Below are 24,920 nucleotides of genomic sequence, written 5' to 3'. Positions count from 1 at the left end.
CCTTGAGGAAAACGTCCCGGCCCGATATGGGTACGGGGCGTTTTTCATTCGGGAAGCCACTTTGCATCAGAAAATCGATCTTGAACAATTGTGTGCCGACAAGGGTCTGCGCATTACCGAACAGCGTAGGATCATCGCGCGGGTCCTGTCCGAGAGTGACGATCACCCAGATGTGGAACTGCTCCACGAGCGAGCCAACAAACTGGACTCCGGAATCTCGATCGCCACGGTCTATCGTACCGTACGGCTATTCGAAGAAGCAGGCATTCTCGACCGCCATGATTTTGGCGATGGTCGCGCCCGTTACGAAGCAGCTCCGGAGGCCCATCACGATCACCTGATCGATGTAGAAACCGGCAAGGTCGTCGAATTCGTAGATCCTGAAATCGAAGCTCTGCAGAAACAGATTGCGGCCAAGCTGGGCTATCGCCTGGTCGATCACAGGCTGGAACTCTATGGCGTCCGCCTCGACCGCGAAGGCTGAGCGCAAGCTTGCCAGATCCACGGCCAAGCGGCTGGCGGCCGCGAGGGGAGAGAAAGTTCCGCTGACCGTGATCGGTTGGGTTCGCGTAATCCTGCGGACCCTCGGCATCCTGGTACTTCTGCTAGTGTTTGTGCCACTGCACTACCTCTATCGGATTTTCGCCTACGGCTCACCCTTCCCGATGTTTTTCCTGCGCTATACCGCGTGGATCGTTGGCGCGCGGGTCACGATCGTCGGCACGCCGCTCCGGCGCGATGTCTTCTTTATCTCCAATCACATAAGCTGGGTAGATATCCTCAGCACGGCCGGGGCCAGCGGGACCGCATTCGTCGCCAAACAAGAACTCTCGGAAGTTCCGGTCATCGGCTGGCTGTGTCAGCTCAACCGCACGGTTTTCGTGAAGCGCGAAAACCGCATGGATGTGGCCGAACAGATCAACCTGCTCAAAGAAGCTCTGGCGGACAATTGGTCGGTAACCGTCTTTCCCGAGGGCACGGTGACCGACGGTCATTCGCTATTGCCGTTCAAGTCGAGCATGATTTCGGTGCTCGAGCCCCCGCCACCGGGTGTGATGGTCCAGCCGGTCGTTCTCGATTACGGCGAGAATTCGGAGGAAATCGCGTGGGTGGGCGAGGAAAGCGGACTCCATAACGCAATGCGCGTGATGGCGCGCAAGGGCAGCTTCCCTCTGGCGCTGCATTATCTCGAACCGTTCAGCCCGATCGAATATCGCGGGCGTAAGGCGATCGCCGCCAAGGCAAGAGATGAGATCGAACGGCGGCTGATAGCCAATCTCGGCAAGCCGCTACGTAATTTCCAGCACGTCGTGGAGGCGGTCCGCTACCGACCGAAGGCGACCAACGAGCCGATCGATTAGAGTCCGGCCTTGACCAGCCAATCGTGGAACAGCCGTACCGGGCGTTCTTCGAGCGCGGTCGGCTTGCACACGAACCAGTAGCTGTACGGGCTCTCCACCTCGACGTTGAAGAGGGTGGCCAGCCGGTTGTCGGCGGCGCGGCGCATATGGTCATCGTGCATGATCGCAATGCCGAGACCCTGCGCCGCCGCTTCGAGCATGATCTGACCGGAATCGAAATGATCGATCGCTGCCGGTTCCATATCGGCCATGCCGATCTCGTTCCGCCATGCAGTAAAGCTTTCGGGCAATTCATTATGGATCAGGAATGTCTGCTTCCGCAGCTTGTCCGGATCCGGCTCCGCCCCCAGCCTGTCCGCAAGTTCGCGGCTGCAGATCGCATGGACCTTGTTGTAATCGAGGCGGACGGCATGCAATCCGCGTGAGGGGCCGCGCGACAGAATGATCGCCGCGTCCAACACGTCGCCCACCCGATCCTCCAGGTGCGCGCCGGTATCGATATCGATATGCAGCAGCGGATGCCGCTCGCGCAGTTCGCCCAGTCGCGGGAACAGCCGCTGCGTTCCGAACAAGGGCAATACGCCAAGATGGAGGCGCAGCAGGGAGAAATTCTCCGACTGGCTCTCGACCGCACGGGTAAGCGCTTCGAGTTGCGGATTCACCGCCTCGAAAAAGGCGTGACCGTCATCGGTCAGTTTCATCGCCTGCCTGGCGCGCGTAAACAGTTTCTTGCCGACGAATTCTTCGAGATTGCCGATCCGGCGCGATAGCGCCGAGGGGCTCAAGCCAAGCTCGTCGGCCGCGGCGCGCGCGGAGCCGAGCCGTACGGTACGCACAAAAGCCTCCAGGGCCCGAAGTGGGGGAAGTCGCCGTATTGCCATGATGGTTGCACGCTATTGACGTGAATCGCACCTGTCGAGCAAGAATGTGCCAAAATCTGCAACTATCGTCAGATGGCGGCCACATTCTCTTCCGGAGCATGAAGACGAAGCCGCTTCACATGGGTCTCATCTCCATCGGTAACCTCTATGCGCCAGCCGCTGGGGTGTTCCAGCACGCGGCCTACCTCAGGCACTTGCTCGGCCAGCACGAAGGCAAGCCCCCCCAGCGTATCGACCGATTCCTCGACCTCGGCCAGCGCGGGCGAAACATGTTCGGCGACATCGTCGAGTTCGGCGCGGGCGTCGCAATCCCACATGCCCTCGCCGATATCCACGATCCACTCCTCGGGCGCATCGTCGTGCTCATCCTCGATCTCGCCGACGATCTCCTCGACCAGATCCTCGATCGTTATAAGGCCATCGGTGCCGGAAAACTCGTCGACCACCACAGCCAGGTGCATGCGCTGGGCCCGCATATCGGCCAGCACGTCTAGCGCATTGCGCGTCTGCGGGACGTAGAGCGGCTGGCGCATCAGCACCGTCCAGTCCCTGGGTGGTTTCTCCTTCCGTGCGAGGATCGTGAAGATGTCCTTGATGTGGATCATGCCGATCACGTCGTCGAGCTGGTCGCGATAGACCGGCATGCGCGAATGGCCATGCTCGGCGAAGGTCTCGACCAGATCTTCCCAACTGGCGCCGGCATCGATCGCAATGATCTCGCCGCGCGGCACAGCCACATCGTCGGCATCGTGTTCGGAGAAGTGCAGCAGATTGCGCAGCATCTGCCGCTCGACCGGCGACAGATCGCCGGTACCGCTGTGGTCTGGCATCTCGGACCCGTTCTCGCCCTCGTGCTCGTCGATCGCTTCTTCCAGCTGCGCGCGCAGCGAGCGTTCGCCGTAATCGGGGTCGAAGAATTTCCGGATTGCGAGCATCAGCCCGCTGCTACTCTCCGCGTCTCCCGCGGGTGATGACGAATCGGGCATGGCCCTAACAATGCACTCCAGTCAGTTGCGGTCCCCATATGGGTCGGCGATGCCCAGTTTTGCAAGCGCTGCGATTTCCAGCGCCTCCATCGCCTCGGCCTGAACGTCGGAGTCGACGTGGTCGTGACCTGCAAGGTGGAGCAGGCCATGGACGATCAGATGTGCGGCGTGGTGTTCGAGCGCGATACGCTTTTCCGTTGCTTCCCGGTCACAGGTTCCAAAAGCCAAGGCAAGATCGCCCAGCATTTCCGGCGGTCCCGCTGCTGCCAGTTCCAGCAACCGATCGCGCTCCAGCATCGGGAAGGACAGCACATTGGTCGGCCTGTCCTTGCTGCGCCACTCCCTGTTCAGCGCATGGACTTCCTCGTCGCTGGTGAAGAGCAGCGAAGCGCTCAGGCGTTCGTTGGCCAGTACAGGTTCGACCCCGGCAGCCGCCGCACAGGCGCGTTCCGCCAGGGTATCCCAATCGCCCTCCGGCCAGCCGTCGATGTCGATGTTCAGTTCCACCCATCCACCCCTGTCATTGCGAGCGCACCGAAGCAATCCATGGAACCGGGCCATGGATTGCCGCAGCCAGCGGCTTCTCGCAATAACTCGATGCTACGCGCTCGGCCCCTCATACGCCTCGACGATCCGCCCCACGATCGGGTGGCGGACCACGTCGGCGGCGGTGAAGCGGATCGTGCCGAAGCCCTCGACGCCCTCCAGCTTCTCGACCGCGTCGGCCAGTCCGCTCATGCGATCGCCGCCGGGGATGTCGACCTGGCGCGGGTCTCCGCACACGACCATGCGGCTGTTCTGGCCGAAGCGGGTGAGGAACATCTTCATCTGCTCCCGCGTCGTATTCTGCGCTTCGTCGAGAATGACGAAGGCATCGGCCAGGGTCCGCCCGCGCATGAAGGCGATCGGCGCGATTTCGATCTCGCCAGAGGCCAGCCGCCGCTCGACCTGTTCGGGCGGCATGCAGTCATAGAGTGCGTCGTAGAGCGGCCGCAGATAGGGATCGACCTTGTCCTTCATGTCGCCTGGCAGGAAGCCCAGCTTCTCGCCCGCCTCGACCGCCGGGCGGGAGAGGATCAAGCGCTGCACGCTGCCGGTGATCAACTGCGCCACCGCCTGCGCAACGGCAAGGTAGGTCTTGCCCGTCCCCGCCGGGCCGAGCGCGAAGATGATATCGTCCCGCACCAGGCTGCGCATGTAAGTGGCCTGCATGGCGCTGCGCGGCACGATCGTCTTGCGCCGCGTGCGAATCATAATCGGCGGGCCCTTGGGCTCGGCATCGACGATCCCGTCGAAAGTCGGTTCGTCCGACATCGAGATCAGCGCTTCGATCGCACCCTGATCGAGATCCTGGCCTATCGAAAGCTTGTCATACATCGATTTCAACACGTCGCGGGCGCGCGCCACGCTGTCTTCCGGGCCTTCGATATGAAGCTGATTGCCGCGGGCCGAGATGAAGACGCCCAGCCGGTTTTCGACCTGTACGAGATTGGCATCGAACTGCCCGAACAGCGCGCCAAGCAGGCTCTGATTGTCGAAGCTGAGATCGACCTGTGCACGGCGTACTTCGCGCTGCGGGGAAGGCGGCGGGGTGAAGGACGCAGGGTCCCTCTGTGCGGGTTTGCGGGCCATAGGCTCCTTTCGTATCCGATTCGGAATGTAAGCCCGATCGGCCGGTAGGCAAGCTGGCACCCTTGCGATGGCGGTGGAAAGTCACCGGCCCGACATGCTGACATATCACCGTCACCCGGCGAGTGCGGCTAAGCCACCACAGTCTCGCGCAGCTTGCCGGCGAGCGAATTCGGTCCCGCCTCGACCAGTTCCACCTCTACCAGATCGCCGATCGCGACCTCGCCTTCGAACCAGGCGCTTTGCAGCCAAGGGGTCTTGCCGAGCCACTGGCCCGCGAGCTTGCCTTTGCGTTCGACGAGGACTTCGCAGGTCTTGCCCACGCTCGCTTCGTTGAAGGCCAGTTGGTCGCGATTGAGCGCGGCCTGCAGGCGCTGGAGGCGTTCGTCCATCACCTCTTTCGGCACCTGTCCGTCCATCGTCGCGGCGGGCGTGCCGGGGCGCGGCGAGTATTTGAAGCTGAAGGCCTGCGCGTATCCGACCTCATCGACCAGCGCGAGGGTTTCCTCGAACTCGGCATCGGTTTCGCCGGGGAAGCCGACGATGAAATCGCCCGACAGTGCGATATCGGGCCGCGCGGCGCGCATCTCTTCCAGCAGGCGCAGGTAGCTGTCGGCCGTGTGGCTGCGGTTCATCGCCTTCAGCACGCGGTCCGATCCGCTCTGCACCGGAAGGTGCAGATAGGGCATCAGTTTGTCCACTTCCGCGTGACACCGAACCAGCCCTTTATAAAAATCGTTCGGATGGCTGGTCGTGTAGCGAATTCGCTGCAATTCCGGTATCTTGGCTAGCTCTCTTATCAACCCGTCCAGCCCGCAACTGTCACCTTTCGCATCCGCGCCGCTCCACGCATTGACGTTCTGCCCCAATAGCGTGATTTCGCGCGCCCCGCGCTCTGCCAGACGATGCGCTTCGTCCACCAGATCGGCGAAGGGGCGGGAAATTTCGGCACCCCTGGTATAGGGCACCACGCAATAGGTGCAGAACTTGTCGCACCCCTCCTGCACCGTCAGGAAGGCAGTAGGAAAGCGTTTTGTCCGCTCGGGCAGAGCGGCGAACTTGGCGATTGCCGGCATGTCGGTATCGGTCGCCCGTTCGCCCTGCACCGCCTTGTCGAGCATTTCGGGCAGGCGGTGATAGGCCTGCGGGCCGACAACCACGCTGACCGCGGGGCTGCGCGACATGATCTCCTCGCCTTCGGCCTGCGCAATGCAGCCTGCGACGGCGATCAGCGGCTCCTTGCCAGCCTTGCGCCCCGCCTTGGTCAGCCGGCCGATATCCGAATAGACCTTCTCCGCCGCCTTTTCGCGAATATGGCAAGTGTTGAGCACGACGAGGTCGGCCTCTTCTCCCTCGGGCGCAGGCACGATGCCGCGCTTGTCCAGCATGTCGGCCATACGCTCGCCATCATAGACGTTCATCTGGCAGCCGAAGCTCTTGACCCGGTAGGTCTTGGGGGAATTGGTCGGTTTCATGGGAGGGTGCGCCCTACCTCATACAGAGAAGTCAGACAACGGGTTCCACTTGATTGTCTCTTGTGGCGCCGACCAAATAGCCGACGACCCAGCAGATGATCCCCGGCGATACCATCAGCAGCAGAACGAAAAACCAAATCAGCTCGTCTCCCTGCTGGCCGGCGTCCCGCTCTTGCGCGTCAAGCAGGTAGACCGCGAGCAACAGCCATATCGGCAATGGCAAGGCAACCAGATGTCGCAACCAACCGGGAAGGACCGTCGGTCGTTTCCCGAAATAGCCCGCGGAATAGCCCAGGAACAGCACCGCACCAAAGATCAGCAAGTCACCCATCGCGCGTGCCCCCTAATCGGTATCAGCCAACAGCCGTCGCCTTCACCGGAGGCACGATACCGCGCTTGTCCAGCATGTTGGCCATGCGCTCGCCGTCACAGACGTTCATCTGGCAGCCGAAGTTCTTGACCCTTTAGGTGTCTTGAGGTCGGTGGTCGGTTTCATGGGAGGGGGCGCTTTACGCTGGTGGCCGACCGACTTCAACATGGAGAAGTATGCCACGCTATTTGACCGTAAACAGGTTTTGCCCCCACTATCCACAGGCACAGTTCACTTTTTGTGCCACGTTTTCCCTTGCTACTCATCCTGTAACGGACGCACAATGCTAACAATCTCACGAATCCTAGCGTGGGATAGAAGAGGGAAGTCGGAGCAGCCGGTCAGCAAGTTCGGTCCCCTTCCGAAAGGGATCGAGGCGCCACTTCCCTCTTCGCCATTATTCTTAGAGAATAATCGTTTCGCTCGCTATTGCTAATTACGCAATTTGCATCAGCCAACAACAGCCTTCACGATCTTGCCCGGTTCGCGCGGCGGCTCGCCCTTGGGCAGTGCGTCGATGTGCTCCATGCCGCTCTCGACCTGGCCCCAGACGGTGTACTGACCATCGAGGAATTCAGCGTCGTCAAAGCAGATGAAGAACTGGCTGTTGGCGCTGTCGGGCACCTGGGTGCGGGCCATCGAGCAGGTGCCGCGAGTGTGCGGTTCGCTGTTGAATTCGGCCTTGAGGTCGGGCTTTTCGCTGCCGCCCATGCCGGTGCCGGTCGGATCGCCGCCCTGCGCCATGAAGCCGGGGATCACGCGGTGGAACACGACGCCGTTATAGAAGCCTTCGCCGGCCAGTTCGGTGATCCGCTCGACATGGCCGGGCGCAAGGTCGGGGCGCAGCTTGATGACCACGTCCTTGTTGTCGCCGTCGCCGGTGTCGAGAGTGAAGGTCAGCTTGTCGGCCATGAGTAGTGTCTCCTGTAATTCGGTTGGCGCCTACATAGGGATTGTGCAGAGCCTGTCACCCTCTGCTTGCAATCCCGCCCTGCCCGCCTAGACCGCAAGCCATGGCCGACGAGACGCGCCCTCCCGAAGACGACGTGATGCTGGCCGATCCGCCGGCTGCCGAGGGGCGCCCGGACGACCGTATCGACGACGACCGGATGGACGAGGAGAACATCCTCAAGCCCGAATTCGTCCGGTCGGTCGAAGATGCGCTCGAGGAAGGCGATACCAAGGCGGTCTACGAGCTGGTCGAACCGCTCCACCCCGCCGATATCGCCGACCTGCTCGAGCTGATGGAGCCGCGGGAACGCCACCAGCTGGCCGCGGCGATCACCGATCTGATGACGTCGGACGTGGTCGCCGAACTCAACGACTATGTCCGCGAGGGGATGATGGAAGCGCTGCCGCCCGAAGCGGTAGCGCAGATCGTCGACCAGCTCGAAACCGACGATGCGGTCCAGCTGATCGAGGATCTGGACGAGGAAGACCAGCGCGCCATCCTGGCCGAGGTGGAGCTGGAAGACCGGATCGCGATCCAGTCCGCCCTGTCCTATCCCGAAGAGACCGCCGGGCGCCTGATGAGCCGCGAGTTCGTGGCGGTGCCCGAACATCTGACGGTCGGCGACCTGATCGATTACCTGCGCGACGGGCGCGACCTGCCGGACGAGTTCTTCGAAGTCTTCGTTGTGGACGAGAAGCACCACCCGGTCGGCACCTGCGCGCTGTCCTGGGTGCTGCGTGCGCCGCGCAACATCGCCCTGGCCGATGTGATGAAGCGCGACCAGACGCTGATTCCGGTCACGCTCGACCAGGAAGAGGTCGGACTGATGTTCCAGAAGTACAACCTCATCAGCGCCGCCGTGGTCGACGAGAACGAGCGGCTGGTGGGCCAGATGACGGTGGACGACGTGGTCCACATCATCTCCGAAGAAGCGGGCGAAGACGCTCTGCTGATGAGCGGCGCGGGCGATGGCGACATCAACGAACCGATTCGCGAGGCTTACTCAGCGCGCGTGCGCTGGCTGATCGCCAATCTCGGCACGGCGCTGGTGGCGTCGCTCATCATCGCACTGTTCGGGGCGGCGATCGAACAACTGGTCGCCCTCGCCGTGCTGATGCCGATCGTCGCCAGCATCGGCGGCAATGCAGGCACCCAGACCATGGCGGTGACGGTACGCGCCATCGCCACCAACCAGCTGACGCGCAGCAATACGCGGCGCATCCTGCTGCGCGAGATGCGCGTGGCACTGCTCAACGGCGTGACCATCGCGGTGCTGATCGGCTTGGCCACGGGCGCAATCTTCACCCCCATGCTCGGCGGCGTGATCGCGCTGGCCATGGTCATCAACGTGGTTACGGCAGGGCTGGCGGGCGTGCTGGTGCCGGTCGCCTTCGACCGGCTCGACCAGGACCCGGCGGTGGCGAGCAGCGTGTTCGTGACGATGATCACCGATTCGATGGGCTTCTTCGCCTTCCTCGGCCTGGCCGTGGCGAGCGGCATCGTGGGCTGATCCGGCGAGACATGGACCGCCTGTTACACTGTCCAGGGCGGGAAAAAGTTCGGGGTGCGCAAGCTGGCGGAAGTGGCGGAGTTGCGGGGCTGGAGAGGCTTGGGCAAACGGCATCGCGGCAGTGTGCAACCGGGCGGTCCATGTAGGAAAGGGCAATTCCAAATACATTGGCTACGTCACCCCGGATCAAGTCCGGGGCGACGGTTGAGGTTTGGGCCAGAGTGGTTACATCCTCCCTATGCCGCTCAACCTCACCAAGATCGCTTTCGGCGCCCAGAGCTATGGCGATATCGAAAGCTGGTACGCGCAGCGGCGCAGCCCCAACCTGACCACGCGCTATCGCCCGACCAAGTGGGAGCAGTGCATCGGCGGATCGCTCTACTGGATCCACCAGCACAGCATCGTGGCGCGCAGCGAAATCATCGGTTTCAGCGAGACGGCGGATGGACGCTGGTCGATCGACCTCAAGCCCGAGCTTGTCCGCGTTCACCCCCGCCCCAAGCGCGCGCATCAGGGCTGGCGCTATCTCAAGGGCGATCCCCCGCGCGATCTGGCCGAGGGCGAAGACATCGGCGATGCCCTGCCGGGAAAGCTTGCCGGAAAGCTGGAACGGCTCGGACTGATCTGATTTCGTACCGCATTGCACAAATAGCTGTTTTCAAACGATTGTGACAATGGCGCGACTTTGAGGTTTCAGTATTAAGTATCTGCTTTTGTGTATCTTTTGATGATATGGTTTACGCATTGGTAAGTCGGCCAGCGTAGTGCGCGGTTGACTTCAACAGCGCAGCGACCCCCATGACCGCCCAGCCGATTTTCGCCGATGCCTTCGTCCGCGAGGTCGATCCGGAACCCGAAACCGAAAGCGTGGACAAATCGATCGACGCCGATTCTTCCGCAGGACCGGCCAATAGCCTGTTCGGCCATTTCGGCCTCAGGCGCGCCAGCATCTCGGGCAAGGTCCGCGCCTTCGCCATCTCTTTCACGCTGATGCTCGTCCTTCTCGGCGCGATACTCGGCGGCGCGCAGGCCACCCTCACCGCACGGTCCAATCAGGCCGGCGTCACCGCATCACGTGCCATGGCCGCATCGCAACTGGCGACCTCCATTGCCGAAAGCCGCTATTTCGCGTCGCGCTATGCCGCCGGCGGGGATGCCGACACGATCGCTTCGGCTTTTGCGACGCTCGAGCGCGCTCACGGCGAAATCAACGATACCATCGCCATGGAGGGCGGCGACACCGAATCGCAGGCCAAGATGGAATGGCTGGTGACGCAGGTCGAAGGTTTCGAACCCGAGTTGCGCGCGCTGCAATCCTCGATCGGCGCGCATGGTCCATCGACCACCGGCGATGCGCTGGCCGATGCGATCGACATCAGCGGCAACCAGCTTGCACAGCAGGCGGCCGGGATCGAAGCAGAGCTGATTGCGCAGTCCGATGCGGCACAGAAATCGCTTCAAAAGCTGCAAGCCTGGACAATGATCGTCGCCCTGGCGCTGATCGCGGGCTGTATCCTGCTTGCCCATTTCGGAGCCCAGGCGCTGTCGCGGCAGGTCTCCGGTACGCTGGCCGAGATTACCGGCGCAATGACCCGGCTTGCAGGCGGCGACCGGTCGATCGCCATCCCCGGCACCGGTCGCGAGGACGAGATCGGCGAAATGGCCCGCGCGCTGGTGGTGTTCCGCGAAAGCGCCGATGCGCTGGCGGATCTGCAGCGCAAAGCACGCGACGAACAGAATGCGATCCTGCGTCGCCTGGTCGACAACTTCCGCGGCGGTGTCGGCGAAGTCGCCGGCAGCGTGTCGCAGGCCTCGCGCGAACTGCAATCGACGTCGAGCGACATGGCCGGTGCCGCGACGCAGACCATCGGCTTCGTCGAGCAGGTATCGCAGGACATGTCGGAAACGCAGATCGGCGTTACCGCGGCCGCTGCGGCGAGCGATCAGTTCGCCATGTCGATCGCGGAGATCGGCCGCCAGGCCGGAAATTCCGCCCGGGTCGTGCAGGATGCCCGCCATTCAGCCGAACTGGCCGACGGCAAGATGGCCGAACTGGCCGCCGTGGCGGAAGAAATCGGCGAAGTGGTCGACCTGATCGGGGCGATTGCCGACCGGACCAACTTGCTCGCACTCAACGCCTCGATCGAAGCGGCGCGCGGCGGAGAGGCGGGACGAGGTTTCGCCGTGGTCGCCTCCGAAGTGAAGGAACTGGCCCGCCAGACCCGCGAGGCAACGGGCAATGTGGCCTCGCGCATCGTCGGCATGCAGGCAATGAGCCGCGAAAGCGTCGACGCGCTGGCGCAGATCGGCGAGCGTATTCGCGAGGTCGAATTGACCGCGACGGCCATCGCCCAGGCGGTCGACGAGCAATCGGTTTCGAGCCGCGAACTGGCGCGCAATCTCGATCTTGCCGCCAGTGGCGTCGACAATATCGGCAGCAGCATCGCGCAGATCGGCCAGATGGCGCGTTGTACCGGAGCCGCTGCCGAACAGGTGCTGGCATCGGCCGACACGCTGGACGGCACGGCCCACGATCTGGACGCCCGTTCGCGCGAATTCGTGGATTCGGTGCGGGCGGCCTAGATTGCCGAATTCGGGGCTTCGTTTGCTCCGGTTACGCCGGAAGGTGAATCAGGCTCAGTCGTTCGGCGCTGCCGTCGTGAGCACATCGCCCACGACCGGTCCGTCTATAATGCGGCCGTCGGCATCGGTGGTACACTTGATCCCGGCGCGGCAATTGGTCGGATGCATCCGCCAGACCCATCCGCGGAGCTGGCGATCGCTTTCTTTGGGCGAGAACAGGGGCATGTTCATGTAGAGGCCGTTTTCCTCGCCGAGACTCAACGTGCACATGACCGTTGTGTCGTAGTCATCGACCTCTCCAATGTCTTCCTCTTCAATGTCGTCGACTTCGGTGATGGTCATCCGGAGAGGCGGCGCTGTGACCAGTTTGCGGAGGGCATGCGGCAAATCCTCGACCGGTGGAGCCGTGCGACCTTCATACGGCTCCTCGACGAACGGATCGGACAAGGCCGCTTCGAACAGATAGTTATCGCTCTGATCGAGTCTCCCATTCTCCCGAATACTGTATGCCATGTGCTGCAGATCCGTTTCTCTCAGGAGATATTTTGTGTTGCCGGAACGCATGAACAGCAAAAGCTCGTCCCGCGCATCTGCCCCGTTCTTCAATTCTTTCGATCCGATATCCAAGACCACCCGCTCATCGCCATCCCTGGTCGAAACCACCCGATAGCGGCCGGAGTAATCGCGCATGTCGACCCGCTCGAAACTGAAACGGTCGATCTTCCAGAACAGCAAGTGATACCGGCCATCAGGGCGCAGCAGGAGCAACCTGTGCCAGTCGAGATAGGATGACAGATAAAGCCCGGGCGGGCCTGAACCATGCGGCCGATCGCTGAATGCGGCCAGATAATCGGCCGGTATTGCCTCGCGCAAAGTTGCCGGTGTGCCCGGCGCAGCGGGAACAGGGTTGGGGTTTGCTCGCGCAGTCGCGCCCAGCAGACCGGCCAACATGCCGAACATACCTTCCCTGCGGTTCATCGAAAATCTCCATGGAAAAACGGGTGAGACGCAAAATACATGGCAACTCTGCGCGATCTTTGTGCGCGCTCGCGCGAATTCGTCGATCCGGTGCAGGCCGCCCGAGCTAGGGGCTCGTCAGATGGGCGATGACGTCGCGCACATCGTTCTCGTCATCGGTGCCGAAATCGGCATAGCTGATGCGCAGAGCTTCCATACGCTCGTCGACGCGCCTGAGATTCGAGCGGTGACTGACCACGAAGCGCCGCCGCGCCAGCAGTTGCGGGACGATGAGATCGGCATAGTCGTCGAGGTCCATTCCGTATTGCATGACCCGCGCATCGCCGAAGCCGGTGAACACCCAGCCAGGAACGATCGTGCCGGCATGCACATGGGCGGGAAGGTCTTCGCGCAGGCTTTCCGTCAGGCCAAGGACGGCGTGTTTGCCGGCGATATAGGCGGCGGTCTGCGGCACGGCGCAGAAGAAGCTGTTCTCGCTGCCGGTGTTGTAGATCGCGCTCGGCACGTCTTGTTCGATCATGCGCGGGGCGAAGGCGCGGCAGCCGTGCCAGACGCCCCAGACATTGACATCGAAATGACGGCGCGCCTGTTCCGGGTCGATATCCCACAACTTGCCGCGCGGCCCGCCGGCACCGGCATTGTTCATCAGCAGCTCGACTGTGCCGAAGGCATCGAACGCCGCATCGGCCAGACTATCGACCTGTTTCGGATCGGACACGTCGCATGGCTGCGCCAGCGCGCCATCGATCGCGGCTACCGCATCTTCCAGCGCCGTGCCCGGCAAGTCTGCGAGCATGATCCGCACGCCGCGCTGCGCGAGCCTGTGTGCGACAGCCAGACCGATTCCCGAAGCCCCACCGGTGATGACCGCGCTTGCCGGCAGCCATTCGCTCATGCGGGAATTTTGTCCGCCACGCGGCGCAACGCATCGGCATAGGCTTCGGGCGGCTGCGCGCCGGGGATCATGAATTTGTTCTCGACGATCATCGCCGGAACTCCGGTGATGTTGAGGTCCCACGCGGCGCGTTCCTCGGCCCGGACCTTTTGAGCGACTTCCTCGCTCGCCAGTGCCGCTTCGGCGCGCGCGCGGTCCAAGCCGACGCTTTCGGCAATGTCGAGCAATACCTCGCTATCGGCGATCTTGCGGCGGAGGTTGAAATGCGCGCGGAACAGCGCAAGCTTGAGTTCGGTCTGCTTGACCGGTCCGTATTCCTCACCCGCCCAGGTGAGCAGCTTGTGCGCGTCGAACGTGTTCCACATCCAGCGCTGGGGTTCGGGCTCGGGGCCGTCATAGTCAAGCGACACGCCCGCGCCCTGCGCCGCCTCGCGCATGCGGCCCTGTACGGCTTTCGACTGTGCGGGCGTGGACCCGTATTTGCGCGCGATATGCGCCGTGCTTTCCTCGCCTTCGGGCGGCATGTCGGGATTGAGTTCGAAGGCGTGCCAATGCACCTCCGCCTCGATTTCCCCGTCGAGCAGGCCGAGCCCCTTTTGCAGGGCGCCCCACCCCACCAGGCACCAGGGGCACATGACGTCGGACCAGATATCGATCCTCAGCTTTCTCGGTTCGCTCATCGTTTCACCCACCAATGCATCAGGTGATGCGCTATAGCATGCGGCGGCGGCGCCACGAAGGGGCCCTTCCCGTCGAGCGCTGCCAGCACGTCGTCCCTGCTGTAGAAATTGACCTCGGCCATTTCGGTTTCGTCGATGGTCAGCTCGTCGCTGTCGGCGTGGCTGTGGCAGCCGATCATGAGCTGGCTCGGAAAGGGCCAGGGCTGGCTTGCGACATAGGTGACGTCACGCACCCGCACGCCCGATTCTTCCAGCACTTCGCGCGCCACCGCCTCCTCGATGCTCTCGCCGGGTTCGACGAAACCCGCGAGCGCGGAAAAGCGGCCCTCGGGCCAGCCGAGGCCGCGGCCCAGCATCAACCGGCCCTCATGTTCGACCAGCATGATCGTGACCGGATCGGTGCGCGGAAAATGGCTCGCCCCGCATTGGGTGCAATCGCGCTGCCAGCCGCCCTTGGCGAGCTTCGTGTCGCCCCCGCATTGCGCGCAGAACCGATGCCGCGCATGCCAATCGATCAGGCTACGCGCCCCGCCATAGAGCGCAAGATCGTCTGGCTGGAGTGTCGCCATCAGCGACCAGAGCTGCGGATTGGCCATGCGCGGGCTGGCGTCCCCGCGGGGCGGAACGGCGGCGAAACAGGCCTTGCCTTCGTCGAGGCCGAGGAAGCACAGCTCGGCATCCTCGAGGGCATCGGCCAGCGTACCCCAAGCCAGCCGGCCGCCATCGTCGAGCGACGGCATCAGCCCATCGAGCGCCAGCAGCCGCGCTTTCCAGTTCATGTAACCCGCCAGCCGATCCGGATCGGCGCGGACATGGTCGGCGCGATCGAGGCGCGAGCCGGTAAAGGACAGCACGTGCTAGCTCTTCGCCCCCTGCATTGCGGCAAGATCCGCCATGACGGCCTTGGGGAACCCTTCGTGGATCGGGTAAGCTTCCGACGGCATGTATTGCGTCATCAGATTGGCGCGCAGGCCGGCCTTATGGCTGACAAACGCGACCGTCCCGGCCGCACCGCCCCAACCATAGGCGTCGTTGGAGACACGCCCGCCAGCGCCGAAGCCCTGGCCTTCGATCCACGTGCCCGCCGTGGTTGCGGTTTCCGGCAACAGGTTCGATGTGCCGAGCCTTACCGCCTCTTCGCCCATCACCCGCTTGCCGTCGATCATACCATAGCCGAGCAGCATCTTGAGGAAGCGGTCATAGTCGCGCGCGGTGGATACCAACCCCGCCCCGCCGAACGGGAATGGCGGCTTGTCGAGATAGATGGAGGCCCTGGCCGGGTCCATCGGCAGCGGCGTTCCGTTCATGATGCCGTAGTTCGTGGTGAAGCGCCCGACTTCACTCTCCGGCACGGTAAACCATGTGCTGGTCATTCCGGTAGGCTCAAATATCTGCGTGCGCAGAAACTCGTCGAACTTCATGCCCGATGCCACTTCGATCACCCGGCCCATCAGGTCGAGCCCGACCGAATAGCTCCACTTGCTACCCGGCTGAAGCACCAGCGGCATCTTGGCCAGACGATCGGCGAAAACGTCCAGACCGGCGACCGCCACGGACCGACCGAGGCCGGGGATCGGGATACGGCTGACCTGTCCGGGAACCAGGCCTTGCCCGGTATAGGCGGCGCTAATCGGTCCTTTCTGGACGATATTGTAGCCAAGGCCCGCAGTATGGGTGAGCAGGTGGCGCACCGTGATCGGGCGTTCGGCAGGGACGAGATCGGTGATCGATCCGTCATAGGTCTTCTGCACCTGCATCCTGGAATAGGCGGGCAGCAGTTCGGCGATCGGCTGGTCGAGCCCCAGCTTGCCGTCTTCCACCAGCATCATGGCCGCCATGCCCGTGATCGGTTTGGTCATCGAATAGATCCGATAGAGGCTGTCCGCGTCGGCCTTGACCTGCCCGCCCAGCGCCAGAGTGCCGCGCGCGATATAGAGCGGATCCTTGTCGCCCCAGCCAAGCGTCGCGATCATATTGGCGACCTTGCGCTCGGACACGTATTTCTGGACCATGGCACCGACACTCTGCCATTCGGCCCCGGCCTCACGAGCGAAGGCCATCCGGCCCATCGGCACCCCTGCCAATGCCGCTCCCGCGGTAAGCCAGGCGCCGCCGCGCAGAAGCGCACGGCGTGACAAGTTGGGGGTGTCGAATTCGCGATAGGCCATTCGTGTCTCTCCGGAATTTGTTGCAAGGTTTGTGCGGGAGTGGCGCAGGAGCGTCAATTGCGAATTGAAACTGTTGCATTTACCCAGTGTTCTACCCATATAGGACACATGCTGAACCTGCTTTCGATCCTGCTCGGACTCGTCTCTCTGGTCGTCGTCATTCCGGCGACCATTCCCCTGCTGGGCTGGGCCAACTGGTTCGCGCTGCCGCTGATCGTGATCGGGGTCATCCTCGGCCAGCTTTCATCGAGCAATGGCGGGCGCAATTTCTGCCTGGTCGTGCTGCTGATCGCGGCCGTGCGCCTGAGCATCGGCGGCGGAATCATCTAGCTCGCCAGTACCAGCCGCGCGGCTTTGGCGAACAGGGTCGGCAGACCCGCTTCTTCCAGCCGGTCGAGCGGCCACCATTCGCCCTCGCCCTTCGGTTGTTCCGATCCTCGATTGACGAGCACCGACAGCTCGAGTGCGAAATGCGTGAATGCGTGACGCACCAGGCCGGCGCTTTCCCATATTCCGGCCAAGGGGGCTTCATCCGAGCCATCGGAGCGTGAATTCCAGCCATCGTCGGGAAGTGCCCGCATACCGCCAAGCATGCCCTTGCCCGCGCGCCGGACCAGCCAGACCGTGCCATTGCGCTCGATCCAGTAGGCACGGCCCTGACGCACAGGTTTGTCCTTCTTCCGAGCCTTGAGCGGCAGGCGCGCCGGGTCGCCCGCGGCCCGCGCCTCGCAGCTTTGCGTCAACGGACAGAGCAGGCATTTCGGATCGCGCGAGGTGCAGATCGTCGCGCCCAAATCCATCATCGCCTGCGCGAAGTCGCCAGCGCGCCGGTCCGGAGTGATCGCATCGGCGGCGACGCGGATAGCCTTGCGTGCGCCAGGCAACGGATCCTCGATCGCGAACAGACGCGCCACAACTCTCTCGACATTGGCATCGACGACCACGGCGCGTTCGCCGAAGGCAATCGCAGCGATCGCGGCGGCCGTGTAAGGGCCGAGCCCGGGAAGATCGCGCAAGCCTTCCTCCGTTTCCGGGAAGCCACCACGCTGGGCCACCGCTGCCGCGCATTTGACCAGATTGCGGGCCCGCGAATAATATCCGAGCCCTGCCCATGCCGCCATGATGTCCTCTTCGGGCGCGGCGGCAAGCGATGACACATCCGGCCAGCGAGTCGTGAACGCCTCGAAATACGGCTTAACCGCCGCCACCGTGGTCTGCTGCAGCATGACTTCCGACAGCCACACGCGATAGGGATCGGGCGCTGGTGTACCCGGACGCGCGCGCCAGGGCAGATCGCGGGCATGCGTGTCGTACCAGTCGAGCAAAGTTTCGGAGACAGTGGCGGCCACGGCCCGCCTATGGCATGAGGTTCGACGACATGGGAAGCGACAAGACGAAATCGGGATCGAAACACTACAGCCGTCCGCGCGGTGGCGGCGCCAAGCCGATCAGCGATCTCATGCCTCAGATCGGCCGCAGTGCCTTTCGCCGCTTCGGCTTCGTACAGAGCTCCGTGGTGAGCCGCTGGCCGGAGATCGTCGGGGAAGTGCATGCCAGAACCTGCACACCGGAAATGATCCGCTTCCCGCCGGGCGAGAAGTCGGAAGGCATCATGCATCTGGTGGTGAAGCCCGCACATGCGCCCCTGGTTCAGCAGGTCATCCCGGAAATCATCGAGCGGGTGAACCGCTTTTTCGGTTATCGCGCCGTCGCACGCATCAAGCTGCGGCAAGGCGACGTTAAGCCACCGCCGGGCAGGACCAAGCCCAAAGCGCCACCTTCGCTGAAGCCGATTCCAATGGAATTGGGCGACAGCTTGCGCGATATCGGTGATCCGGAGCTACGCACCGTGCTGGAATCGCTCGCACGCAGCCTTGGATCGCAAGACAACGGGGACGAGAACACGTGAAGATCAAATCGGTGACCATGGCGGCATTGGCGCTCGTCGGGGCCAGTACCCTGGCTCTTGGCGCCCATGCCCAGGGGCGGCTGATCAAGCCCGGCGGGAACTGGGCAGGCATGCTCGACGAGACCGATGGCGGCCACCTGTTCGGCAATCCGGACGCGGAAACGAAGCTGGTCGAGTTCATGAGCTATACGTGCTCGCACTGCGCCACGTTTGCGCGCAAGGGAGATGCGGCCATCAAGCTCTCCCATGTCCCGACGGGCAAGGTCAGCTACGAAATCCGCCATTTGATCCGCGATCCGGTGGACCTGACCGCCACGCTGCTGACCCATTGCGGCGAGGCGAAGAAGTTCGGAGGCAATCACGAGGCGATCATGTATCGCTACGACGAGTGGATCGAAAAGGCGCGCACCGCCACACAGGCGCAGCGTTCGCGCTGGCAGTTCGGCACGCTTTCGGCGCGGCTTCAGGCGATCGCCAATGACCTGGATTTCTACGAGATCATGGAAACGCGCGGGTACCGGCGCGCCGACCTCGACCGCTGTCTGTCCGACGAGGCAAAGGCCAAGGTCCTGGCCGATACGTCGGCTGCCGATGTACAGAGATATGGTCTCAAGGGCACACCCAGCTTCGTGCTCGACGGCGAACTGCTCGAAGGCACGCATGACTGGCCTTCGCTCGAGAAGCGCCTGAAGGACGCCACTTAACGCGTCGCACGCCTGTTTTTCGGGGAAAGCCCTGTGGATACGCATATGCACGCCTTCCCTTCTGCGCCTTCCCCGGCCTAGCCTTTCCAGCCCACATACGAGGAATTTCATGACCAAGACCTTGCGTTTCGCCCTTGCCGCCCCGCTCGCACTGGCGCTGGCCGCCTGCGGTTCGGCTACGGAGGAAAGCGGTGAGATCGAAGGCGAGGCCATCGCCGCTATCGCCGCGCCTGAAGGTACCGAATGGCGCAGTACGGCAGTCATGACCGAAGCTGGCGGTGTCCTCGTCGGCAATCCCGATGCCCCATTGAAGCTCATCGAATACGGTTCGCTCACCTGCCCCACTTGCGCGCGTTTCTCGATGGAGGGCGGCGAGCCGCTGATGGAGTACGTGGATACAGGCGTCGTGAGCTTCGAACTGCGCCAATTCGCGATCCACGGTCCGCTCGACCTGCTGCTCCAGCAGATGACCCAATGCGGTCCGGTCGAAGCCGCGGTGCCCCTGTCGGATCAGGTCTGGGCCAATTACGAAACGATCATGCAGCCGATCCAGACCAACCAGGCCGCATTCGAAGCGGCCATGCAACGCCCGATGGAAGAGCGCTTCGTAGTCGCCGCCGAACAGATGGGCTATCTCGATTTCTTCGCTGCGCGCGGGATCAGCGAAGACCAAGGTCGGCAGTGCCTCGCCGATGTCGGCAAGCTGGAGGCAATGGCCGATTACACGCAGCGCTACGGCAGTGAATTCGATATTTCGGGCACACCGACTTTCAAGCTCAACGACCGCGATGTCGATGCCAATACCTGGGCAGCTCTGGAGCCCATTCTCCAGCGCGCCGGCGCCAGGTAAGGCCGGCCTGGGGGGGGACAGGGCAAGGATGGAGATCTCGAAGCTCAAATTGAGTGGCTTCAAGAGCTTCGTCGAGCCCGCCACCCTGCATATCGAACCGGGGCTGACGGGCGTCGTCGGCCCCAATGGCTGCGGCAAGTCCAACCTGCTCGAAGCGATCCGCTGGGTAATGGGCGAAAATTCGCCCAAGTCGATGCGCTCGGGCGGGATGGAAGACGTGATCTTCGCCGGTACGCAAAGCCGCCCGCAGCGCGATTTCGCCGAAGTGGTGCTGCACGGCGCGGATGACGATGGCGACGAAATGGAAGTCGTGCGCCGGATCGAGCGGGGTGCCGGCAGCGCCTATCGTTTGAACGGCCGCGATGTGCGGGCGAAGGATGTGGCGCTGATCTTCGCCGATGCGGCCACCGGCGCGCACAGCCCCGCGCTCGTCAGCCAGGGCAAGATCGCACAGGTCATCGCTGCCAAGCCGCAGGAACGGCGGATGATGCTGGAAGAAGCTGCGGGCATTGCGGGCCTTCACGTCCGGCGCCGCGATGCCGAAAGCAAGCTGCGCCAGACCGAGACCAATCTCGAACGGCTCGAGGACATCATGGCCGGGCTCGACAGCCAGATCGCCTCGCTGCGGCGGCAGGCCAAGCAGGCCGAGCGGTACAAGAAGCTGTCCGACGAGATAAAGACCGCCGAAGCGCGACTAGTCTTTGCCCGCTGGCGCGATGCGGCCACCGCGGCGGAAGAGGCCAAGAAGGCTGCCGCCGCTGCCGAAGCTCGCGTCGCGGATGCGCAAAAAGCTGCGAATCAAGCGTCTGATATGCAGCGTTCGGCGGCCCAAACACTTGCCGACGCGCGCGAGGAGCAAGCCGACCGTCGTGACGATGCCAGCGCGCACGGGCACCGGATGGCGGCGCTCACCAGCCAGCTCGAGGCTGCGGAGGAACGCCTCGCCGATCTCGACCGGCAGAAAGCGCGGCTGGAGGCGGACAAGGGCGATGCCGACCGGCTGACCAGAGATGCTGCCGAAGCGCTCTCCCGGCTGGAGCGCGAGCTGGCGGACAGCGAGAAGGCGCTGGCCGGGGACGAGGAGAGGCGCCCGGCCCTCGAACGCGCGCAGGAGCAGGCCGAGCGTGACAGCCGCGCCGCCGAACTCGCGCTGGCCAAGGCGACCGCGGACAATGCCGGGGTGGAGGCCGAATGGCGCGTGGCCGAGGCCGAGATCGCGCAGGCGCAATCGCGGCTCGACCGTGCGGCGGCCGAGGGGCGGCGCATGGCCGATCAGCGCGCCGCGCTGGCGAGCGAAGATCCCGACGCCGATGTCGATGCAGCCAGGGGCGCCGCGGAAGACGCCGCCAGTGCATTGGCGGACCTGCGCGCACGGCTCGAAGAAATGCAGGCGCGCAAGGCCGAGCTGCAGGCCGTGCGCGATGAGGCTTCGTCCGCACTGGCGGAGGCCAAGGCCGAGCTCTCCGGCGTCCAGCGCGAATGGGAAGCGCTGAAGCGCGACCGCGAGGCGCGCGAGCGGGCGGCCGCGAAGCGCAGCGGCCGCCAGCAGGCGATCGACGGCGTGCGCGCGGCCAAGGGCTACGAGCGCGCCGTCGCAGCGGCGCTGGGCCGCGACGGCAAGGCGCTGCTGGGCCTGCCCGAAGGCGATGCGGAAGGCCGCTACTGGACCGGGGCCGAGGCACCCTCGGCCGTGACCGATAGCCTCTCCGACCATGTCGAAACCTGCCCCGACGAGCTGCGCGCCTTGCTGGCGCTAGTGCATGTCGCGGAGACCGATGACGGGCGTGCCCTTGCGCCCGGCCATTCGCTCGTGACCATGAGCGGGCAGCTGCGCCGGTGGGACGGCCTCGTCGTGCGCGGCGAAGGTTCGGCGGAGGCGGCACGGCTCGAGGCCGAAAACCGCTTTGCCGAGCTCGATGCGCGCCTGCCTGCGCTGCGCGAAGCTGCCGCGACAGCACAGGCGTCGCTGGATACGGCAGGCGATGAACTGGCGCAGCTCCAGCGCGATCTGATCGCCGTCGAACGCGAGCTGGCGGGTGCCGCCGACGCCGAACGGCAGGCCCTGCGCGCGCTCGATCAGGCCGAAGCCGCGCGCGAGCGATTGGCCGCGCGGCTCGAGGAACTGGACCGCAACGAAGCCGAACATGGCGAGACGATCGCCGCGGCGCAGGCCGATCTCGCCACCGCGCAGGACAAGCGCAACGCCCTGCCCGATCCCGAGGCGGGTCGCGCCACGCTCGAAGCGGCGCGCGCGAAGAACGAGGCCGCGCGTTCGACCCTGCAGGCGCGCGCGGCGGAACTCGCGGCCCACGACCAGGCGCTCGCCGTGGCACGCGAACGGGCTTCCGCCCAGCGCAGCGACATGGCGAACTGGCAGGCGCGCAGCGGCGATGCGGCGCGCCGCCTGTCGGAAATGGAAATCCGCGCCGAGGAGATCGCCGAAGAACGCGCCGTCACCGCGGCCAGACCCGAAGGGCTGATGCGCGAGATCGAACAGGGCGATCAGGTGCGCGAGCGCCTGACCCGCGAACTGGCGGAGGCCGAAACGGCAGTCGCCGAGGCCAATGCCGGGGCGCAGGCAGCCGACCGCGCTTTCGCCGCCGCCAACGAAGCGCTGGCCGAAGCACGCGAAAGCCGCGCCGGCCTGGCCGCCCGGGCCGAGAACCAGGACGGCCGCCGGATCGAGATGGCGCGCATTTCGGGCGAGCGCTTCCAGTGCCCGCCCCCGCTCCTGCCGCAGCGTTTCGAATTCGACGAGGACGCGATCAAATCCGCCGAGGCCGAGAGCGAGGAAATGGACCGCCTCACCGCCAGCCGCGAACGCATCGGCCCGGTCAACCTCGTCGCCGCCGAGGAACTCGAGCGGATCGAGAGCGTGCATGGCTCCAACGCGGTCGAGCAGGAAGAACTGCGCGAAGCGGTCAGCCGGTTGCGTGGTTCGATCGGCAATCTCAACCGCGAAGGCCGCGAACGGCTGCGCGCCGCGTTCGAGCAGGTCAACGGCCATTTCAAGCGCCTTTTCACCCGCCTGTTCGAGGGCGGCGAGGCGCATCTGGCCCTGATCGACAGCGACGATCCCCTCGAAGCCGGGCTCGAAATCTTCGCCCAGCCGCCGGGCAAGAAGCTGCAATCGCTCACCCTGCTGTCGGGCGGCGAGCAGGCACTGACCGCCACCGCGCTGATCTTCGCCCTGTTCCTGACCAATCCCGCCCCGATCTGCGTGCTCGACGAAGTCGATGCGCCGCTGGACGATGCGAATATCGATCGCTTCTGCGACCTGCTCGACGCGATGGTTCGCGAAACGCAGACCCGCTATCTGATCGTCACCCACAATGCCGTGACCATGAGCCGCATGCACCGCCTCTTCGGCGTGACCATGATCGAGCGCGGCGTCAGCCGCCTCGTCAGCGTGGATCTGGGCGGCGCAGAGGAATTGCTGGCGGCGGAATGATCTGCCGCACACCCATCGGAGATTGCCGGAAATGACCCTGCGCCTGTCGACCGCCGCCGCGCTGCTCTGTGCCGCATTTGCCGCGCCATCCGCTCTGGCGCAAACCACCGCGCCGCCGATCATCGCCATGAGCGACGCCGAGCAGGCCCAGCCCGAAATGCCGCGCCTGCTGCCGATGCGCGAGCGTGCGGAGGTGATCGACCGCATCCTCGCCGAGCGCCTCGAAACCGTCATCCCGCAGATCATGCGCGAGCAGGGCATCGATATGTGGGTGCTGATGGCGCGTGAGTATTTCGAGGAGCCGGTCATCGCCACCATGCTCGATGCTGAGAGCATGAGCGCGCGCCGGCGCACGATCCTGATCTTCCACGACCCCGGCGAAGGGCGGCCGGTCGAGCGGCTCACCGTCAGCCGCTACGGCATGGGCGGCCTGTTCGAACCAGCCTGGAACCCGGACGAGCAGCCCGACCAGTGGCAGGCGGTCGCGGATATCGTCGCCGCGCGCGATCCGCAGAAGATAGCCATCAATTTCTCCGACCTCAGCGCCTTCGGCGACGGCATGACGCTGAGCCAGTATCGGCTGATGAACGCCGCGCTGCCGGAGAGCTATCGCGAACGGATCGTTTCCGGCGAAGACCTCGCCATACGCTGGCTGGAAAGCCGCACTCCGGAAGAGATCGCCATCTATCCCGGTATCGTCCGCATCGCGCATTCGCTGATCGCCCGCGCCTTCTCGCGCGAGGTCATCACGCCGGGCGAGACGACCGCCGAAGACGTGCAGTGGTGGTATCGCGACCAGTTGGCCTCGCTGGGGCTGACGCCATGGTTCCATCCCTCAATCGGCATCCAGCGCGCCGGCGCTGAGGGAATGCTCGAGGGCAAAACGGTCATCCAGCCGGGCGACCTGCTATGGACCGATTTCGGCATAACCTATCTGCGGCTCAACACGGATACGCAGCATCTGGCCTATGTCCTGAAGCCTGGCGAGACGGAGGCTCCCGGGGGGTTGCGGGCAGGACTGGCCGCGACCAACCGGGTGCAGGATCACCTGCTGCAAGCCTTCGCAACGGGCCTGTCGGGCAACGAAATCCTCGCCCGCGCCCGCGCGGCGGCCATTGCAGATGGGCTCGACCCGTCGATCTATTCGCACCCCATCGGGCTGCATGGACACGGTGCCGGCACGCCCATCGGTTTCTGGGACAACCAGAACGGCGATCCGCGCGGCGAGTATCGTGTGCGCGCGAATACCGCCTGGTCGATCGAGCTGACCAGCTACAACGCGGTGCCCGAATGGGGTGGCCAGAAGGTCGATTTCCGCAGCGAGGAAGACGCCTGGTTCGACGGCGAAACCGTGCGGTTTCTGGATGGCAGGCAAACCGAACTGACGTTGATTCCGGCGGGGTGACTATGGGATCAGCGAGATTTGTCCCTGATGATCCGATGGTGTTCCGATGTGGGAGACGGATGGAACGACCGCAACTGGGTGGGAAGCGGAAGGTCTGCTATGGCATCAGCTTGAATGAAATGATTAACACGAG

24 protein-coding genes are annotated in these 24,920 nt (G+C 64.0%); 11 read left to right on the top strand and 13 right to left on the bottom strand.

Annotation, left to right across the window (positions count from 1 at the left end):
• The first annotated feature begins 61 nt into the window (after positions 1-61).
• Both K3174_RS08530 and K3174_RS08525 read left to right on the top strand, forming a co-directional pair.
• Positions 62-484, top strand: a complete 423-nt coding sequence (locus K3174_RS08530; RefSeq protein ID WP_221557835.1) for a Fur family transcriptional regulator — start codon at positions 62-64, stop codon at positions 482-484.
• Entirely contained in the window at positions 456-1,361 is a 906-nt protein-coding gene (locus K3174_RS08525; protein ID WP_221557834.1) for a lysophospholipid acyltransferase family protein, read from the top strand. Before K3174_RS08530 ends, K3174_RS08525 begins: the two co-directional genes overlap by 29 nt.
• Here the strand turns inward: K3174_RS08525 and K3174_RS08520 are convergent.
• The 7 genes from K3174_RS08520 to K3174_RS08485 all read right to left on the bottom strand — a co-directional run bounded on the left by K3174_RS08520 (position 1,358) and on the right by K3174_RS08485 (position 7,614).
• Complete coding sequence (locus K3174_RS08520) at positions 1,358-2,242, bottom strand: LysR substrate-binding domain-containing protein (protein ID WP_221557833.1); 885 nt, start codon at positions 2,240-2,242, stop codon at positions 1,358-1,360. The two genes, K3174_RS08525 and K3174_RS08520, sit on opposite strands and share 4 nt — an antisense overlap.
• 68 nt (positions 2,243-2,310) lie before the next feature.
• Complete coding sequence (locus K3174_RS08515; protein WP_247712014.1) at positions 2,311-3,177, bottom strand: hemolysin family protein; 867 nt, start codon at positions 3,175-3,177, stop codon at positions 2,311-2,313.
• A gap of 72 nt (positions 3,178-3,249) precedes the next feature.
• A complete protein-coding gene (gene ybeY, locus K3174_RS08510; protein WP_221557831.1) occupies positions 3,250-3,735 on the bottom strand; it encodes an rRNA maturation RNase YbeY in 486 nt (161 codons plus the stop codon).
• Between the two features lie 93 nt (positions 3,736-3,828).
• Positions 3,829-4,860 (bottom strand): PhoH family protein, encoded by a 1,032-nt coding sequence (locus tag K3174_RS08505; RefSeq protein WP_221557830.1) that lies wholly within the window; start codon positions 4,858-4,860, stop codon positions 3,829-3,831.
• 128 nt (positions 4,861-4,988) lie between these two features.
• Positions 4,989-6,332 carry a tRNA (N6-isopentenyl adenosine(37)-C2)-methylthiotransferase MiaB gene (gene miaB / locus K3174_RS08500; RefSeq protein ID WP_221557829.1) on the bottom strand — a complete coding sequence of 448 codons (1,344 nt, stop codon included), beginning with the start codon at positions 6,330-6,332 and terminating at the stop codon, positions 4,989-4,991.
• 31 nt (positions 6,333-6,363) lie between these two features.
• Positions 6,364-6,663, bottom strand: a complete 300-nt coding sequence (locus K3174_RS08495; RefSeq protein ID WP_221557828.1) for a hypothetical protein — start codon at positions 6,661-6,663, stop codon at positions 6,364-6,366.
• Between the two features lie 489 nt (positions 6,664-7,152).
• Complete coding sequence (locus K3174_RS08485) at positions 7,153-7,614, bottom strand: peptidylprolyl isomerase (RefSeq protein ID WP_221557827.1); 462 nt, start codon at positions 7,612-7,614, stop codon at positions 7,153-7,155.
• Positions 7,615-7,715: 101 nt separating this feature from the next.
• On the opposite strand from K3174_RS08485, the gene mgtE reads away from it, so the two are divergent.
• The 3 genes from mgtE to K3174_RS08470 all read left to right on the top strand — a co-directional run bounded on the left by mgtE (position 7,716) and on the right by K3174_RS08470 (position 11,747).
• On the top strand, positions 7,716-9,164 hold the full coding sequence (mgtE, locus tag K3174_RS08480; RefSeq protein ID WP_221557826.1) for a magnesium transporter: 1,449 nt from the start codon (positions 7,716-7,718) through the stop codon (positions 9,162-9,164).
• Positions 9,165-9,402: 238 nt separating this feature from the next.
• Positions 9,403-9,792 carry a DUF1489 family protein gene (locus K3174_RS08475; RefSeq protein WP_221557825.1) on the top strand — a complete coding sequence of 130 codons (390 nt, stop codon included), beginning with the start codon at positions 9,403-9,405 and terminating at the stop codon, positions 9,790-9,792.
• A 170-nt stretch (positions 9,793-9,962) separates the two neighbouring features.
• Positions 9,963-11,747 carry a methyl-accepting chemotaxis protein gene (locus tag K3174_RS08470; RefSeq protein WP_221557824.1) on the top strand — a complete coding sequence of 595 codons (1,785 nt, stop codon included), beginning with the start codon at positions 9,963-9,965 and terminating at the stop codon, positions 11,745-11,747.
• A 54-nt stretch (positions 11,748-11,801) separates the two neighbouring features.
• Here the strand turns inward: K3174_RS08470 and K3174_RS08465 are convergent, their stop codons facing one another.
• From K3174_RS08465 to K3174_RS08445, 5 genes are all read right to left on the bottom strand, one after another.
• Positions 11,802-12,725 (bottom strand): hypothetical protein, encoded by a 924-nt coding sequence (locus K3174_RS08465; RefSeq protein ID WP_221557823.1) that lies wholly within the window; start codon positions 12,723-12,725, stop codon positions 11,802-11,804.
• 106 nt (positions 12,726-12,831) lie between these two features.
• A complete protein-coding gene (locus K3174_RS08460; protein ID WP_221557822.1) occupies positions 12,832-13,620 on the bottom strand; it encodes an SDR family NAD(P)-dependent oxidoreductase in 789 nt (262 codons plus the stop codon).
• Positions 13,617-14,300: a DsbA family oxidoreductase gene (locus tag K3174_RS08455; RefSeq protein WP_221557821.1), complete on the bottom strand. Its 684-nt coding sequence runs from the start codon at positions 14,298-14,300 to the stop codon at positions 13,617-13,619. The genes K3174_RS08460 and K3174_RS08455 overlap by 4 nt, the downstream gene beginning before the upstream one ends.
• Positions 14,297-15,079, bottom strand: a complete 783-nt coding sequence (nudC, locus tag K3174_RS08450) for an NAD(+) diphosphatase (protein WP_247712039.1) — start codon at positions 15,077-15,079, stop codon at positions 14,297-14,299. Before nudC ends, K3174_RS08455 begins: the two co-directional genes overlap by 4 nt.
• A 78-nt stretch (positions 15,080-15,157) precedes the next feature.
• Positions 15,158-16,468: a serine hydrolase domain-containing protein gene (locus tag K3174_RS08445; protein WP_221557819.1), complete on the bottom strand. Its 1,311-nt coding sequence runs from the start codon at positions 16,466-16,468 to the stop codon at positions 15,158-15,160.
• Positions 16,469-16,576: 108 nt separating this feature from the next.
• Between K3174_RS08445 and K3174_RS08440 the strand changes: the two genes are divergently transcribed.
• Complete coding sequence (locus tag K3174_RS08440) at positions 16,577-16,798, top strand: hypothetical protein (protein WP_221557818.1); 222 nt, start codon at positions 16,577-16,579, stop codon at positions 16,796-16,798.
• Here K3174_RS08440 and K3174_RS08435 read toward each other — a convergent pair.
• Positions 16,795-17,817: an A/G-specific adenine glycosylase gene (locus K3174_RS08435; RefSeq protein ID WP_221557817.1), complete on the bottom strand. Its 1,023-nt coding sequence runs from the start codon at positions 17,815-17,817 to the stop codon at positions 16,795-16,797. The genes K3174_RS08440 and K3174_RS08435 overlap by 4 nt on opposite strands.
• 14 nt (positions 17,818-17,831) lie before the next feature.
• Here K3174_RS08435 and K3174_RS08430 point away from each other — a divergent pair, with 14 nt between their 5' ends.
• The 5 genes from K3174_RS08430 to K3174_RS08410 all read left to right on the top strand — a co-directional run bounded on the left by K3174_RS08430 (position 17,832) and on the right by K3174_RS08410 (position 24,787).
• Positions 17,832-18,377, top strand: a complete 546-nt coding sequence (locus K3174_RS08430) for a DUF721 domain-containing protein (RefSeq protein ID WP_221557816.1) — start codon at positions 17,832-17,834, stop codon at positions 18,375-18,377.
• Entirely contained in the window at positions 18,374-19,081 is a 708-nt protein-coding gene (locus tag K3174_RS08425; protein WP_221557815.1) for a thioredoxin domain-containing protein, read from the top strand. Before K3174_RS08430 ends, K3174_RS08425 begins: the two co-directional genes overlap by 4 nt.
• Positions 19,082-19,190: 109 nt before the next feature.
• Positions 19,191-19,931: a thioredoxin domain-containing protein gene (locus K3174_RS08420; protein WP_221557814.1), complete on the top strand. Its 741-nt coding sequence runs from the start codon at positions 19,191-19,193 to the stop codon at positions 19,929-19,931.
• Between the two features lie 28 nt (positions 19,932-19,959).
• Positions 19,960-23,382, top strand: a complete 3,423-nt coding sequence (locus K3174_RS08415) for a chromosome segregation SMC family protein (protein WP_221557813.1) — start codon at positions 19,960-19,962, stop codon at positions 23,380-23,382.
• Positions 23,383-23,413: 31 nt separating this feature from the next.
• Positions 23,414-24,787 (top strand): M24 family metallopeptidase, encoded by a 1,374-nt coding sequence (locus tag K3174_RS08410; RefSeq protein ID WP_221557812.1) that lies wholly within the window; start codon positions 23,414-23,416, stop codon positions 24,785-24,787.
• The last annotated feature ends 133 nt before the right edge of the window (positions 24,788-24,920 follow it).

Source organism: Qipengyuania qiaonensis (genome assembly GCF_019711515.1).
Taxonomy (GTDB): Bacteria; Pseudomonadota; Alphaproteobacteria; order Sphingomonadales; family Sphingomonadaceae; genus Qipengyuania; species Qipengyuania qiaonensis.
Note: the sequence above shows the minus strand (reverse complement) of the source record. Positions and strands in the feature narration are given on the sequence as shown.